Annotated in this window: 12 protein-coding genes; 9 read left to right on the top strand and 3 right to left on the bottom strand. The window is 39.8% G+C overall.

Going from position 1 to position 15,547, the window contains the following annotated elements; all coding sequences use genetic code 11:
- The first annotated feature begins 4 nt into the window (after window positions 1-4).
- The 4 genes from AAG807_RS17215 to AAG807_RS17200 all read left to right on the top strand — a co-directional run bounded on the left by AAG807_RS17215 (window position 5) and on the right by AAG807_RS17200 (window position 6,006).
- On the top strand, window positions 5-3,145 hold the full coding sequence (locus tag AAG807_RS17215) for an efflux RND transporter permease subunit (RefSeq protein ID WP_341906607.1): 3,141 nt from the start codon (window positions 5-7) through the stop codon (window positions 3,143-3,145).
- A 114-nt stretch (window positions 3,146-3,259) separates the two neighbouring features.
- On the top strand, window positions 3,260-4,303 hold the full coding sequence (locus AAG807_RS17210; RefSeq protein WP_341906605.1) for a hypothetical protein: 1,044 nt from the start codon (window positions 3,260-3,262) through the stop codon (window positions 4,301-4,303).
- Entirely contained in the window at window positions 4,300-5,190 is an 891-nt protein-coding gene (locus AAG807_RS17205) for a hypothetical protein (RefSeq protein WP_341906604.1), read from the top strand. Before AAG807_RS17210 ends, AAG807_RS17205 begins: the two co-directional genes overlap by 4 nt.
- Window positions 5,191-5,193: 3 nt before the next feature.
- Complete coding sequence (locus AAG807_RS17200; RefSeq protein WP_341906602.1) at window positions 5,194-6,006, top strand: alpha/beta hydrolase; 813 nt, start codon at window positions 5,194-5,196, stop codon at window positions 6,004-6,006.
- A gap of 978 nt (window positions 6,007-6,984) precedes the next feature.
- Here AAG807_RS17200 and AAG807_RS17195 read toward each other — a convergent pair.
- Entirely contained in the window at window positions 6,985-7,701 is a 717-nt protein-coding gene (locus AAG807_RS17195) for a pyridoxine 5'-phosphate synthase (RefSeq protein WP_341906601.1), read from the bottom strand.
- A gap of 132 nt (window positions 7,702-7,833) precedes the next feature.
- Here AAG807_RS17195 and AAG807_RS17190 point away from each other — a divergent pair, with 132 nt between their 5' ends.
- The 5 genes from AAG807_RS17190 (at window position 7,834) to AAG807_RS17170 (ending at window position 11,743) form a co-directional block, all read left to right on the top strand.
- Complete coding sequence (locus AAG807_RS17190) at window positions 7,834-8,529, top strand: YdcF family protein (protein WP_341906598.1); 696 nt, start codon at window positions 7,834-7,836, stop codon at window positions 8,527-8,529.
- A 20-nt stretch (window positions 8,530-8,549) separates the two neighbouring features.
- Entirely contained in the window at window positions 8,550-9,080 is a 531-nt protein-coding gene (locus AAG807_RS17185) for a Crp/Fnr family transcriptional regulator (protein ID WP_341906596.1), read from the top strand.
- A 117-nt stretch (window positions 9,081-9,197) separates the two neighbouring features.
- The gene (locus AAG807_RS17180) at window positions 9,198-9,860 is read left to right on the top strand and encodes a CBS domain-containing protein (protein ID WP_341906594.1); all 663 of its coding nucleotides are present in this window, start codon (window positions 9,198-9,200) and stop codon (window positions 9,858-9,860) included.
- A 1-nt stretch (window position 9,861) separates the two neighbouring features.
- A complete protein-coding gene (locus AAG807_RS17175; RefSeq protein WP_341906592.1) occupies window positions 9,862-10,740 on the top strand; it encodes an NAD kinase in 879 nt (292 codons plus the stop codon).
- A 10-nt stretch (window positions 10,741-10,750) separates the two neighbouring features.
- Window positions 10,751-11,743, top strand: coding sequence for a LacI family DNA-binding transcriptional regulator (locus tag AAG807_RS17170; RefSeq protein ID WP_341906590.1), 993 nt, complete (start codon window positions 10,751-10,753; stop codon window positions 11,741-11,743).
- Between the two features lie 271 nt (window positions 11,744-12,014).
- On the opposite strand, the gene AAG807_RS17165 is transcribed toward AAG807_RS17170, so the two are convergent.
- On the bottom strand, window positions 12,015-13,592 hold the full coding sequence (locus AAG807_RS17165) for a hypothetical protein (RefSeq protein WP_341906588.1): 1,578 nt from the start codon (window positions 13,590-13,592) through the stop codon (window positions 12,015-12,017).
- 164 nt (window positions 13,593-13,756) lie between these two features.
- Complete coding sequence (locus AAG807_RS17160; protein WP_341906586.1) at window positions 13,757-15,487, bottom strand: DUF4139 domain-containing protein; 1,731 nt, start codon at window positions 15,485-15,487, stop codon at window positions 13,757-13,759.
- Window positions 15,488-15,547: the final 60 nt, after the last annotated feature.

Here is a 15,547-nt window from a genome sequence, read left to right as displayed (position 1 = left end):
GGTCATGACATTAACGGAATTATCCATTAAGAGACCGTCCTTCATCATTGTAATTTTTACAATTTTGATTGGTGGAGGTCTGATAAGTTACAATCAATTGAGCTATGAGTTATTACCAGATTTCTCCCCGCCAATTATTACTGTAACAACCCTGTATCCTGGTGCTTCTCCCGCAACGGTTGAAACCCAGGTAGCCAAACCCTTGGAAGATGCATTAAGCGGTCTTGAAAATATCTCAGAGGTTACCACTTTCTCCATGGATAACGCATCTGTCGTTATGCTTGAGTTTAAGGCTTCAGCAGATATCGATATGGCTTTGGAAGATGCCCAAAGGAAGGTCAATAACATCTTGAATGATTTACCTGAAGGAGCAAAATCTCCAACACTTGCTAAAATTGAACCGAATGCCTCACCCGTACTTCAGGTAAGTGCGATCGCTAAAAACATGGATGATCGCGAGTTCATGGAGTTGATGGATAGGCAATTGCTTCCACAAATCAAACAGACCAAAGGTGTCGCGGAAGTTCAGGTGATCGGAGGTGAAAAACGCGCTTTCCGGGTAGATGTGGATAAGGATAAACTGAAAATGTACGGTTTGTCTTTGGCACAGGTGAATCAGATTGTTTCCTCATCAAATGTTGAATTTCCTACGGGAAAACTGAAAAACGAAACGGAACAAATGACTGTTCGTTTGGCTGGTAAGTTCCAGACAGTTGAAGATTTGAGAAACCTGATCGTCTACACGGATGGAACTTCTTCTGTTCGTTTGGGAGATGTTGCGGATGTATCGGATGGTTCGGAAGATGTAGTAACGGTGAGCCGTTATAACGGAACAAATGGGATCGGTCTCCGGATTAAAAAGCAAAGTGATGCGAATGCCGTGGATATGGCAAATTTGACGAAACAGAAGTTCAAAGAAATTGAAGAGAAATATAAAAAAGAAGGAATCAAATTTACCGTTGCAACGGATACTTCACTTCCGACAATTGAATCCGTAGATGCGGTATTGCACGATTTGGAATTGGCGGTTTTACTTGTAGCAGCCGTAATGATGTTGTTCTTGCATAGTTTTAGAAATGCATTGATCGTATTGGTTGCAATTCCTGCATCTTTGATCTCGACTTTCATTGCAATGTACTTGTTAGGATATACATTGAACCTGATGACGCTTCTGGCGATGTCTTTGGTGATCGGTATCCTCGTGGATGACTCGATTGTGGTCTTGGAGAATATTTACCGTCACTTGCAGATGGGGAAAGGTCGAAGAAAAGCAGCTTTGGATGGACGGAATGAAATTGGATTTACCGCATTGGCAATTACCTTGGTGGATGTCGTGGTGTTCTCTCCGGTTGTTTTCATTGAAGGGACCATTTCAGATATCTTACGCCAGTTCTCGGTTGTAGTAGTCGTTTCTACTTTAATGTCCTTATTTGTTTGTTTTACCCTGACTCCATGGCTTGCTTCGCGTTTGGCCAAGGAAGTGAAATTGAACCGGAAGAATCCGTTCCAACGTTTCCTGATGTGGTTTGAAAGTATGATCAAATCATTTACGGACGGATACGTGAAATTGGTTGCCTGGTCCTTGAAACATAAGATTATCATGGGGCTTGGAGTTGTCGCGATCTTTTTCGCTAGTATGGCTACCATGGGACTTGGAATCGTTGGTCAGGAGTTCGTGGCTCAGGGTGATCAGGGGAAATTTATGATCAAACTGAAGTATGATAAGAGTACCACTTTTGAAGAGAATAATACCACCACATTGGAAATTGAGCAGATGATTATTGCTCAAAAAGATGTGATTGATATTGTCTTTTCAAATGTCGGCGGACCTTCTTCCGGAATGGGAGCTGCTTCTTTCGGACAGGAGAACAGGTCTGAGATCACCGTGAAAATGAAGAAGGATATGCAAAAGAAATATCCGACTTTGAATTACATGAATGAAATCCGGATGAAAATCCAAAATAAATATCCGGGTGTTGAAGTCAAGGCTTTGAACATGGGGATGGTGGATTCGGAAGAAGCACCGATTGAGATTTTCCTTTCTTCGGATGATTCTGATCTATTGATGAGAGAAGCCAAACGATTGAAAAAACACATTCTGACGATTCCGGGAGCAAAAGATCCATCGATCTCAACGGATGAGTTTTCTCCGGAGGTTCGCGTTGAATTGAACCGGGAGAAAATGGGCCAATTAGGTTTACCGATTGCCAGCGTAGGAATGCAGTTGCAAAACGGATTGACAGGAAACGACGATGCACGTTTTGATATCAAGGGCGAGGAATACGATATCCGGATTATGTTGGATAAGTATGACAGAAGCAATGTAGACAATATCAAAGAAATGACTTTCGTAACGAATGATGGAAAACAAGTACGTCTGAGTGAGTTTGCGGATGTTTCGATTGAAAATGGTTACGGACAATTAGAACGGAAGAATCGTATTTCAAACACCACTTTGAGATCGTATGTTCTGGGTACATCCGCAGGTACGGTCGCTGATTCAATTACTAAATTCCTGGAAAAAGCACCATTGGATAAGAATGTTCGTATGCTTTGGGGTGGAGAAGTAAAACGTTCCAAAGAATCCATGGGAGCATTGGGTACGGCAATGGGAATCGGTCTGATCCTGGTTTACCTGATCATGGTTGCGCTTTACGACAATTTTGTTTACCCGTTCGTTGTATTGTTCTCGATCCTGGTTTCGTTGATCGGAGCAATTCTGGCACTGAATCTGAGTTCCTCGAATATGGGAATCTTTACGATGCTCGGGATGTTGATGCTATTGGGACTCGTCGCCAAGAATGCCATTTTGATTGTGGATTTCACCAATCACTTGAAGGCGGAAGGTAGATCAACTTACAATGCCCTTCTGGAAGCAGTTCGGGAACGTATGAGACCAATCCTGATGACAACTATCGCGATGGTAGTCGGTATGATTCCGATTGCAACGGCAACTGGTTCAGGTGCAGAATGGAAAAACGGTTTAGCTTGGATTTTGATAGGCGGTTTGACAAGTTCAATGTTCTTGACTATTATTGTAGTACCGATCATGTACTACACAGTGGATCGATTACAAGTGAAATTGACAAGAAAGAAAATAAATCTCGAAGGAGATGACGAAGCTACCGTTCACGGAGTGATTTAAATTAACTAACACATGGAATCCGGCAGACTATCACTGCCGGATTTTTTTTGCCCTGAATTTCAGAATTGACAATTGCAGATTTATCCGTAATTTCGATATTGAAGACTAGTTTAAATGAGTAAGTTGCCTGCTGTTATGTTCCTTCTTTCGATTGCTTTTTGCAGTTTGATGGGTTTTTCCCAGGAAGACGGACCAATTCCTCCGATCAATATTTCTTTTGATCCGGACAAGCTGAAACAATTGGATTTCGGAACTGATTCGTTGAATGCAGATAAAGTCCTTTTTCAACTCTTTCCGGCCCCCATGAATGAAGATGATCCGGAATTGTCGGAATGGAAAACTGCTGCATATTGGAGTTGTTCTTCTTGTTGGCGCGGAGAGTTGTATACCTTTGAAAAAGATGAATCCGACGAGGGTGATGAAAAAGAATTGATTCCTTACGAACGTAATTATACTTCCTGTACATCCATTTTATACTATAAAACAAAAAATAGTATTGAAAGAGCTGTGGCTAGTTTTTCAAGTTCTGAAATGAACGACGGAACCGGAAGATTTACGAGAGGTGTTTTGAGTATTGCTCATTTTGAAAAGCAAAACGGTTCCTGGAAACTTCTCAATTTTAATCCGTTTGTTAATTTACAGGGAAGTTTCACCTTGGCTTCCCCGGTTGATGAGGTGTTTTATGATACAAAAGGGAAGCTCTTTTTTGTAATTCATGGAGGTGAGGCAAATGGTGTTTCTACAGAAGATTACTGGCCTTTGTACCAGGGATTGTTTTTGATTGATGGGGAATCATTGAGTGAAGTTTTGCATTTGAAAGGAGCAAGCTGTCAAGAGAATGGTGAAGCTGTCGGGAGTGTTTGGAATACAGAGATTACGAAAATAGAATCCGGTGTGTTTGGAACTAATGTTGAGATAAAAACGACCGGATTAATCGTGAAGGAATACAATTGGTATCTACCGAAAGCATTGCAATTTATTTCGAAACCTGATTTTGAAGCCCTTCCTTCCCGGTTCAACTTTACAGCAAACCAATCATTCTACTACACAGTGACTGGAAGGAGATTTGAAAAGCCTGATATTACCATTCAATATACCGATTCAAAAGGGACGGTTCACGAACAAATCATTATCACTCAAAATACACGCAATAAATGAAAAAGATCATCCTAATCTTGTTTCTTTTTCCTGTAATGTCGTCACTAAATGCACAGGAGAAAAAGATCTATATTGAAGATTTCACGATCAACGATCAACTTATTCATGGAGTAATCGACGAAAAATATTCAGTTACCATGTATTTAACGTTTGAACAATATTCTTATGAAACGGGAATGTTTTATTCTGTTTCCGGCTGGTATTACTACGACAATATCAAAAAGAAAATCCCATTGGTTGGAATTTATTCCGGAGGTTTGACTCTTTATTCTTTTGCAGATCAGGCGCGGGCTGATAGTATTAAAAAACTGGCATCACCTGTTTCCAATCCATGGGAAAGTGTAGATGAATTAATGAATCGTTCCGGTTTTACTGAAAAATTTTATTTTGAGTATAGTGATTATCAATACAAGGGAACCTGGGAAAATAGCCAGAAAAAACTCGGTGTCAGCTTTAGCACAAGTGATATTAATTTAGATAAAGCACAGAGTTTTTTAGTAATCCCGGTTCAAAACAATGGAAAAAAACGTCTGGATCTTCGTCAGCTTGGACCCATGAATAATGGGTACTCTGTTTTTGCTTCCAGATATGATGCAGCTGGTTCCAAAGTGCTCCTGAAGTATTCTGTTTCCTCAACTGCAAACCCAAACGGAATGTGTGGTGCCGGTTATGAAATCGGCTATATTTTGCTGGTTTTTGATTCAAAAGGAACCTTGTCGGATTATCGTCTGGAAGATGTTGAAAGCTGTTTGGGAAATTTTTGGTCGGAAACCACAGAAGTTCCAAATACAAGCGGAAAGAAATTGATCTGTAAAGTAACCAATTCCGAAGATAAAGTGCGAACAGTAACAATTGATGGGGTGAACTTTACCTTGGTTTCAAAATAGATCATGAAGCGAAGAAAAAACAGGTTCTATACAGTTTTGGTTGGTGTTTTTATCCTGACCATCGGGGGGCTTGCTTCTTTGTCTTCCGAAGAACCTGCTTCAATTTCTTCAAATAACACTAGGAATAAGCGTTACGGGATTCGAATTGAGAAATTCCAGGTGTTCGACAGTATTCGGAATCGTCTGATACCTTATGCATTGTATTCGCCCAAAATGAAAGGTGATTCGATTCGGTTGGTCATTTTTAGCCACGGCTATGGTTCCAATTACTCCAAGAATTATTTGAATTACTCTTACTTAACCAAAAGACTTGCAGAAGAAGGGTTTTGGACCTTGAGTATTCAGCATGAATTGGAGGGAGATTCCTTGATCCCGACTTTTGGAATCATACAGATTGTGCGGATGCCTTTTTGGATTAGAGGAGAAGCGAATATTCTTTTTGTACTGAACCATTTCAAGGAATCAAATCCGAATCTGAAAATTAGATCCATTGACCTAATAGGTCACTCTAATGGGGGAGATATGAGTGTTTTGACGGCGAAAGATCATCCCGAACTTATTCGGAAAGTAATTACCCTGGACAATTTGAGAATGCCGATTCCAAATGTGTCAAAACCGCAGTTTTCTAGTTTGCGTTCCACAGATAAGATGGCAGATTCGACTGTTATTCCTCCGGAAGAGGTTTGCCTGAATTGTGGTATAAAGATCATTCAGTTGAAGAGGACCACACATAATCAAATGAATGATGAGGGATCTCGGAAGCAGAAGAAACAGATCAATAATTATATCCAGAAGATCTTGGAGGATCGGCTTTAGCGATGAGAAAGTCAATTCGGTGGATGATGCTTCTGCTTAAAACCTTCAATACTACTGGTCAAATAGACACATGTCTATCTGTATTTTTGGGCAAGGATTTTTGAGGATTAGGTGTATTAATCGCTTGGCTGTAAAAGTCACTCCGCGAATAGTGCTTCTGCTTAAAACCTTCGATACTACTGGTCAAATAGACACATGTCTATGTGTGTTTTCGGATGTGTATTTTCTGAGGATTAGGTGTTTCAATCGCATAGCTGTAAAAGTCAACTCCGCTAATTATGCTTCTGCTTAAAACCTCGATACTACTGGTCAAATAGACACATGTCTATTTGTATTTTCGGATGAGGATTTTGAGGATTAGGTGTTTCAATCGCTTGGCTTCAAAAGTCAACTTCGCGAATGGTGCTTCTGCTTAAAACCTTGATACTACTGACCAAATAGACACATGTCTATGTGTATTTTCTGAGGATTAGGTGTTTCAATCGCATAGCTGTAAAAGTCAACTCCGCTAATTATGCTTCAGCTTAAAACCTCGATACTACTGACCAAATAGACACATGTCTATGTGTATTTTGGATGAGGATTTTCCGAGGATTGGGTGTTTCAATCGCTTGGCTGTAAAAGTCAACTCCGCGAATGGTGTTTCTGCTTAAAACCTTCGATACTACTGGTCAAATAGACACATGTCTATGTGTATTTTCGGATGTGTATTTTCTGAGGATTAGGTGTTTCAATCGCATAGCTGTAAAAGTCAACTCCGCTAATGCTTCTGCTTAAAACCTCGATACTATTGGTCAAATAGACACATATCTATGTGTGTTTTCGGATGAGGATTTTCTGAGGATTGGGTGTTTCAATCGCTTGGTTGTAAAAGTCAACTCCGCGAATGGTGCTTCTGCTTAAAACCTTGATACTACTGACCAAATAGACACATGTCTATGTGTATTTTGGATGAGGATTTCTAGAGAGTTAGATGCCTCAATCGCGCAGCAAGTAATTATACCGTTGAATCGTATTTTCAAGCCCCAAATAAATCGAATCTGAAATCAATGCATGTCCGATGGAAACCTCTGCCAATTGAGGAATGTTTTCTTTAAAGAAGCGCAAGTTGTCTTGATTCAGATCATGTCCCGCATTCATTTCCATTCCTAGTTCCAATGCAAGATTTGCTGCAATGACAAAAGGTTGAATTGCTTTTTCCGGGTTTTCAGAAAATGCTTCTGCATAAGGACCTGTATATAATTCCACGCGATCTGTTCCGGTTTTAACTGCGTATTCAATGTTTTGCAAATCAGTATCTACAAAAATAGATGTGCGCACTCCCCAAGATTTGATTCTTCGGATAATGTCTTGAAGAACCTCCAAATGCTCTTTCGTATTCCAACCTGCGTTGCTTGTCAATACATGAGGCGGATCAGGAACCAAAGTTGCTTGTGCTGGACGGATAGCTTCAATCATCTCCATGAATCGCTGATCCGGATATCCTTCAATATTGAATTCGGTGGTGACCACTTTCGACAAATCCAAGACATCTTTTCCGGTAATATGTCGTTCATCAGGTCGCGGATGTACGGTGATACCTGCTGCGCCAAATCGTTCACAGTCGATAGCTACTTGAACTACATTGGGAGTATTTCCTCCACGTGCATTTCGGATAGTGGCAATTTTATTGATGTTTACGCTCAGCTTTGTCATGACTTCTCTTTCTTTGGATTGCGAATATAAAGAGGATTTACATCTTAAGAATGTTAAAGTTTTTGAAAGTTTCTTACCAGTTTTTAACTTTTGATGGTCGGATTATTTCTGGTAAAACCGTATTATTGACTTATGAAAGTAGTTTCAATAGTTATTTGGTTGATTGGAATAAGCCTTCTCAGCGGCTGTTTTATTTTTTCTCCATCAGCGGGAAAAACCAATCGAAAGTATTTACCGAATGCCCCTTACGATGCGATTATTGTTCCGGGCGTTCCCTTCGACGGAAAACATTGGAGTGAAGCCATGCGAAATCGTGTTCAGTGGTCAAGTTATCTGTATAAAAAAGGAATTGCAAAAAACATTATTTATTCAGGTTCAGCAGTTTATACGGAATACGAAGAAGCAAAAATCATGGCGCTATATGGTGAAGCTTTGGGAATTCCGAAAGAACATATTTTCACAGACCCAAGAGCGGAACATACAACGGAAAATGTCTATTATTCGTATCGGGTAGCGAAGAAAAATGGTTTCAAGAAGATTGCGCTGGCAACAGATCCTTTTCAATTGAATGGAATGCGGAAATTCATTAAAAAGTTTGATTTTCCCATCGACTTGTTGCCGATAATCAAAGATACCTTACTAAAACAAGATTTGACGGAGCCAACGATCGATCCAAGTTCTGCCAAGCGAGCGAATTTTGTTTCAATAGTTGACAGACAATCAAAATGGCAGCGATTAAGAGGAACTTTCGGGCAATATATCTGTTGGAAAGAGGAAGACTTGAAGACCAAACATCTGCGCAAGAAATACGGAAACCGGATCGAATAGTGAAATCAAAATCAAATCACATGACAGCGATCGAATGGGCATCTTTATTCGGATTGGAATCGATCACCGTTCCCGCCAGAACCCGATTGCTTGAAGAAGGTTCCATCGCCCGGAAAATGTATATCATTGAAAAGGGAGCTTTGCGTATTTGGCTCAACAAAAATGGAAATGAAATTACCAGTCAGTTTTTTTTCGAAGGAAAATTGGTGACTTCTCTGGAAAGCTTTTTGAGTCTGCAAACCAGCGACTTTTGTTTGGAAACGATTGAAGAAAGCAAACTGTTTGTATTGGATAAAATAACCTTCGATGAATTGATGAGGAACGATACCAATTTTAAAGAATGGTTTCAGGATTACATTCTGGATCGATTCCTTTATTACTCAAAACACGTGCTTTCCTTTTTGCGGGATGAACCGGAAGAACGTTATATCCATTTACTGAATACAAATCCGCTCCTTTTGGAGCGAGTCTCACAGCAAGACCTTGCATCCTATATTGGAATCACTCCCGTTTCACTTAGTCACATTCGAAATAAAGTGACTGGAAAATAAGATCCCGGCTCGTCTTATCAAATGAGATAAAAGAGCGAAGATCCAAGTGATTTCTGTAGATTAAATTTTCACAAAGTTTTCGCTCATAGCTAGGTTTTTACTACTTTGGCGCATAACATGACAGCAAGAGAAGTAATAACAGACGAGATTCCCCCTTTAATTCATACTGATTCAGGGGAGAAGGCACTTATTTGGATGGAAGAATTTAAAGTTTCCCATCTTCCTGTGTTGAAAAACGGCAACTTTGTGGGCTTGATTTCTGAAAGTGACATTTTGGATAAGAAAGATTTGGAGTTGCCTCTTGATACCCTATTTGATCACCTTCCCAGACCGTATGTTTTGGAAAATGCACACATCTACGAAGTCCTGGGAAAAATGTCAGAGCACCGTATTTCTGTCCTGCCGATTCTGGATATCAATGAGCAATACCTGGGATGTACAAGCGTACATCAACTCATGAACTGTGTTGCGAATACAGCCAGTATCAAGGAAGTTGGTGGGATTGTTGTCTTGGAAATGAATCGGATCGATTATTCCCTGGCTCAAATTGCCCGGATTGTGGAGAGCGAAAACGCGAAGATTCTGTCTTCGTACATCATGTCGTCATCTGATTCCATGAAAATAGAAGTGACCTTGAAAATAGCAGAAGTGGACTTATCCCGCATCATCCGTTCTTTTGAACGCTACGATATGGTTGTGAAGGCGAGCTTCCAAAGATCTACCGATGAGAATGACATGCAATTCAGATACGACGCATTGATGAATTATTTAAATATTTAAGATGCTTGTAGCTGTTTATAGTAAGAGGGTCAATAAAGCTACCATTCCGATTTTCAAGCATTTTGTAAGGGTGACCGAACGTTTCGGCTGGAAGCTGATCTTGGAAAAAGAACTGAAAGATCAGTTGGTTAAGAAGGCCGGTATTTGCATGGATGCACAAGAATTTACCAATCATGAAGATTTTCATTCGGGAATAGATCTGGCTTTCAGTATTGGCGGCGACGGAACTTTTCTCAGAACAGTGGCTTATATTCGTGATTCGGGAGTTCCGATCCTGGGAATAAACACCGGAAGATTGGGATTCTTGGCTACCATTGGTGATGAACTGTTTGAAAATGCACTGGAATTAGTCGATAAGAAGCGGTTTGATTTTCAAAAAAGATCCCTGCTGCGCGTAGAAACAGAACGCAGTATTTATGGAGCAGACAACTTTGCGATGAATGAGGTAACTCTTTTAAAGAAAGATACTTCATCGATGATAACGGTAGATGCTTTTTTGGATGATAAGTACCTGAATTCCTATTGGGCAGATGGTTTGATCGTAGCTACTCCGACAGGTTCTACAGCGTATAATTTAAGTTGTGGAGGACCAATTGTCACGCCGGGTTGTCAGGTTCATATTATTACACCGATCGCTCCCCATAATCTGAATGTTCGACCGGTGGTGGTTCCGGATAACATGCCTATCAAATTGCGTATCGAAGGAAGAGAACGCAATTACTTGATATCATTGGATGGAAACGCCAAAAGCATTAAACAGAACGAAGAAGTTTTGATTAGAAAGGCTGAATATATGATTAATGTCATTAAATTAGAGGACACTAATTTCTTAGACACCATACGCAACAAAATGTCATGGGGGAAAGATCAAAGAAACTAACGTTTTAGGAATGAAATCAAAAAGAACATCACTTGCGGATATTGCCGAAAGTTTAAATGTTTCAAAATCTACTGTCTCATTTGTGTTGAATGGTAAAGGAAAACAGTTCAATATCAGTGAAACGACGCAGAAATTAATTCTGGAAAAAGCAAAAGAACTGAACTATGTTCCGAATTATTTTGCGAAAGGATTGAGAGAGGGAAAGACACAAACGATCGGTTTGGTTTTGGCAGATATATCCAATCCATTCTATTCGGAACTAAGTAAGGCGATTCAGGAATCATTATATGAAAAGGGGTATAGCTTGTTTATCGTTTCTACAAACGATGACAGTACGATGGAACTTAAATTGATCCGCGATTTGATTTTGCGTTCTGTGGATGCTTTGATTATCGCTCCGTGCAATGGAATACCGGCTTTGAAACCTGTGTTGGATGAGACACCGATTCCAGTAGTTTGGGTGGATAGGATTGGTGATGAGTTTGCTGATTTTGTCGGGGTGGACAATTACATGGAATCTGCTATGTTGATTAAGAAATTCTCCGTAAAGCCGAAAAAAGTAGGTGTTTTACATCCTAAAAGATCAGACGTAATGACCATTCAATTGCGCATTGATGGGACAAGATCAGCCTGCGAAAAGCAAGGGATTCCTTATGAATTGGCATCACTAACTGAAAACCAGGAAGAAAGCGTCGCTAAAATGCAACAGATGATTGCTGATGGAGTTGATTCCTTTGTCGCTTTAAATAATAAAGTAGCATTGCATGCCATTAATGCATTGAATATTCTGAAGGTCGAAATCCCTAAAAAGGTCCGAATTATCTCTTTTGATGATTCAGAGGCATTCTCTTATTTTGCTCCACCTGTTACAGCATTAAGTCAGCCGGTGAACGGTATCGGTAAGGAAACTGTTGAAAGACTGATGGACAGACTGAAAGAATCCACTGAGAACCGCAAACATCTGATGATGGAGTGTTCATTCATTGAACGGGGATCACATTAATCGGTGACTTCGACTCCGCTCAGTCACCTTGGTTGAGATGCTATAAAAAATAAATTGGAAAGGCCACTGAGCGTAGTCGAAGTGAGCCACAAAAAAAGCCGCAGACAAACTCTGCAGCCTTGTATCGGTCGTGTGTGTGTTAGAATTTCTTCTCGAGCAAATATATCTCAGGAGAATACTACTTCCAAATTAATTTACTAGTTCATTTAATTTATTCGTCAAGTGTTAAGAAAAAAGCTATGAACGCTTAGAAATAACACCTGAATGAATTCTATTTATCGATCAAAAATCGTTGATTTTCAAAGATAGTTTCTTGCTTATTCCAAGCTTTTAGAATATAAATTCCTTTCGAAACAGTTGTAATTAATTGATTTTCAGATTTGTCGTCATTGTTCAGAATTTCTGTAATTGCTTTTCCATTCAGATCAAAAACTTGGTAATAGATGGATTTGTCTGTGAAATGAATGGATATAACACCTTCTTCTGAAGATAGATTAGTAATCAGTTTTTTGGAATCAGCAGAACAATTGAATGCGGAAATCAAATCACTGTAGTCCAATTTTCCATCCATATCAACTGAAGTTAAACGGTAATAAATCTGCTTCTCCCATTTGCGTTGGTCCACGTAAGAATATTCAAGAGGAATTTCAGAACTTCCACTTGCTTGGATAGTTGAGAGAGGATAGAATAGCTGTCCATCGAAGGTATATTCCAATGAATAGTGATCCAAGCGACTTTCAGTTTCAGCTCTCCAGAAAATCCGATTGAATTCACCTTCGCAATTCGTTTTGAAAGCACTTAATTCGACAGGAAGAACAACAGATGAGGGACAAAAGTATTGTTGGTTGTTCAATCCTCCTGTTGCGGCAGTTGCTCCCCAATACACCGTATTATCTCCTCCGAAGACGGAAGTCACAAAATTACCATTGCAAGTCAGACGTAAATTTCCATCCACGTAAATTTTGAGATTTAGTGTAACAGGATCCCAGGAAATCATGATCGCATGGACAACACCATCATCCAAATTGGCAGAAGAAGCAAATGCCGGAGTAGGTCCGCAATAAGGAGCGGCCGGACCAGATAAATTTCCGTCGATCTCTACAGCAATATGATCTGCAAGTAAATCAAATACATGTGCCGGATTGTCATTGTCATAAGTGTCGAATTCGATTACTAAGGAATTAGGGATTCCACCTGCACCCAATTGTCCTCCTGCTGTTCCGCATGCACTAGGATTGGGTTGGAAAGTAAATGTCGTTCCATCTGCACCGTTGATATTGTTTCCGAAATAATAATTCAAAGTAAGATTAAACGGTTGATTGAAATCAATTACGGAATTATTCCAGGCACATCCTGTTTGATTGTTTGTTTCAGGGGTCAATTCGATACAACTTTGTCCACCAATGGTTTGGTAACTGGCATTTCCATTCAAACAATAGCTACCAACGTTTGCTACCATTTTATAGGCCATGGTAACATTGGAAGTCAAGTCATGAACACAACTATACTTTGAAATCAAAATTCGAATTGTCCCTGTGAATGTAGCTGTCCAGTTAATGGAAGCATTTGTTGAACAAATATCATCCGCATAGACAATTTCGGTTGCTCCGGTTGCGTCGAGTAGCGTTAACTGTGTGTCAATTCCGGATGAAGAGCCTCCTGCACAGAATGTAAATTCATATTGATTACACTGTACAACATTTATGGTATAATATCTTCCATTTTGTGTAGCGATAGTCTGGTATGCTGCTGTTGGAATCAATGCTCCGGATGCTGTTCCTCCTGTACAAGCGAGCAAGGGAGTTCCAATCAGAACGCTAAAGAATAGCAATAAGATAGTCTGCTTCATAATCGTAGTTTAACGCAAACATACTAAAACGATATAGGTAGTTCCTAATTTTTAACAGATTATTTACTAAATATTTAGCATATCATTACATTCATCGAATATTCAGTGAATCTGATTTGACAAATCAAAAAAAAAGCTCTCCACAAACGGAGAGCTTTTTCAATTTAAAAACTGGGACAACTTATCGTCCGGTAAGTTCGCGTACTGATTTTTGCATTTTTCGGATACTTGACCGAATAGCCCAATTCCAGGTTAATGGTTTCTCCTGGCTGAAGCGTTATATAATAAGATACTTCACCTGTCAGATCATTCTTCTTGCCCGTTCCGATTGTTTCCACAGTAACAGTGATTTCACTATTGCTGGAAAGTGGAATCTGGTCGAATACATTTATTTTTACCGGTACCGTGCGGTTGTTTCGAACTTGAATATCATAGAAATACGTATCTTTTTTCGTGCTTCCGGAAACTTTTTTCGTACTCATTTCTGATTTCAACTTACGCAATACCTGAATTTTAGAATCGCGACCGAAAGATAGACTCAAGGTATCATCCACATTATTGGTGTTGATCTCACTGACTCCAACATAGTTTCCTGCGAAATAAACATTGGTAGGACCAGGGATCAGATCAAGGTCTTGCCATCCTACGATGTTTGCCAACAGGAATGAACCTTGATCCAGTTTCGGGATGGAAACATGTGTGAAGGTTGCAGGCATATTGATTTCCTTGATCTCTACGATATACGGTTTCGCATCTGTCGGACAAGAAAATGGATGTGCGATTACGAACTCTGCATTCAAATCAGAGATCTCGATTTGTTTCATTGCAACGGTGCTGACCTTTTTGCCTTCATTTTTGGAACCTGAACGGTCAGATGAGAAAAATTCATTATTCTCACTAACCTTTTGATCCAACACATAATTATCATACGCACGCTGATTTGCCATGTTGATTTCATTCATGACTTCGTTGCGGAATTCTGTTTTTTGCTGAATAGGTTGAATAGATGCTTTTTTACTATACTCAGCTTGTTCCCCGTAGCGGATATAAAACGGATTTAAAACCGGAGATGCAGCGCTAAGAAGCGGATCGGAAGTGCTCAAAGTCAATGAAACATTTTTCCAGTCGTTTCCGGTGTTGTTGTATACCTGTGCTTTGTATTTCAGATTGATAGGTTGGTTCAGATCAGTAGCAGACAGGTCATAGGTAGCTGCCCAGCCACAATCGGAAACCAGGTATTTCAAGACGCCTGAAATATCCGTATTGTTGTCTACGTCAATCAGGACGATCACTTGATTGCTTCGTTGGTTTTCGGTGTAATTCAATTCAGTCAATTGAAAACGGGTATCATTGATTTTAGCTGATAAAACGTCTTGTTCCTTTTTAATTTTCGTAACCGTCTTATTGATTTCAAAGGTACGTGTACGGTAATATTCTCCGGCTGCTTTTATCTGGTCTATGGTCAAAGTATTCTGACCTTTTAAATCCTTATTGGTATTCAAGATCCCAAGTTCAGCCTGATAAGATCCCAATAGATCCACATTCAGCTGATGACGATCTTTCAAGTGTTCCAATGAATCCGCCAGAACTTTGATCCTTGGATTCCATTGTTCTGCAGCCAGGAAATCCATTTCGGTTGAAATAGAAACCAAGCGAAAAGTACCAGTACCCGTAAACTGGATGGTTCTAGGGTCGGCAAATGCAGAAATTCCTGAAAAGATGATCTTGTTTCTCCCTTTAGCTAATTTAACCGGAGTTTCATGAGTCATTTCGCCGGCTGTAAGAAACAATTTGACACGTTTGATTTCTGTCTTCAAAACTTGCTCCTGCATGTTTTGGGCAAATAAAAGAATAGGGAAAAGAAGTAGTAATCCGCTTAAAATGGGTTTTTTCATAGAATTGGTTTTAGTGATGTACAAATCAAAAGCTCATTCGTTCAAGAGTTAAATGTTTTA

The sequence above is a fragment of the Fluviicola taffensis DSM 16823 genome (assembly GCF_943372375.1).
Lineage (GTDB): Bacteria > Bacteroidota > Bacteroidia > Flavobacteriales_D > Crocinitomicaceae > Fluviicola > Fluviicola taffensis_A.
Note: the sequence above shows the minus strand (reverse complement) of the source record. Positions and strands in the feature narration are given on the sequence as shown.

Coding starts and splice junctions, on each gene's coding strand:
- AAG807_RS17215 (WP_341906607.1), top strand. CDS start 5: ATGACATTAACGGAATTATCCATTAAGAGACCGTCCTTCATCATTGTA.
- AAG807_RS17185 (WP_341906596.1), top strand. CDS start 8,550: ATGACAGCGATCGAATGGGCATCTTTATTCGGATTGGAATCGATCACC.
- AAG807_RS17165 (WP_341906588.1), bottom strand. CDS start 13,592: ATGAAGCAGACTATCTTATTGCTATTCTTTAGCGTTCTGATTGGAACT.
- AAG807_RS17195 (WP_341906601.1), bottom strand. CDS start 7,701: ATGACAAAGCTGAGCGTAAACATCAATAAAATTGCCACTATCCGAAAT.
- AAG807_RS17210 (WP_341906605.1), top strand. CDS start 3,260: ATGAGTAAGTTGCCTGCTGTTATGTTCCTTCTTTCGATTGCTTTTTGC.
- AAG807_RS17200 (WP_341906602.1), top strand. CDS start 5,194: ATGAAGCGAAGAAAAAACAGGTTCTATACAGTTTTGGTTGGTGTTTTT.
- AAG807_RS17190 (WP_341906598.1), top strand. CDS start 7,834: ATGAAAGTAGTTTCAATAGTTATTTGGTTGATTGGAATAAGCCTTCTC.
- AAG807_RS17170 (WP_341906590.1), top strand. CDS start 10,751: ATGAAATCAAAAAGAACATCACTTGCGGATATTGCCGAAAGTTTAAAT.
- AAG807_RS17160 (WP_341906586.1), bottom strand. CDS start 15,487: ATGAAAAAACCCATTTTAAGCGGATTACTACTTCTTTTCCCTATTCTT.
- AAG807_RS17205 (WP_341906604.1), top strand. CDS start 4,300: ATGAAAAAGATCATCCTAATCTTGTTTCTTTTTCCTGTAATGTCGTCA.
- AAG807_RS17175 (WP_341906592.1), top strand. CDS start 9,862: ATGCTTGTAGCTGTTTATAGTAAGAGGGTCAATAAAGCTACCATTCCG.
- AAG807_RS17180 (WP_341906594.1), top strand. CDS start 9,198: ATGACAGCAAGAGAAGTAATAACAGACGAGATTCCCCCTTTAATTCAT.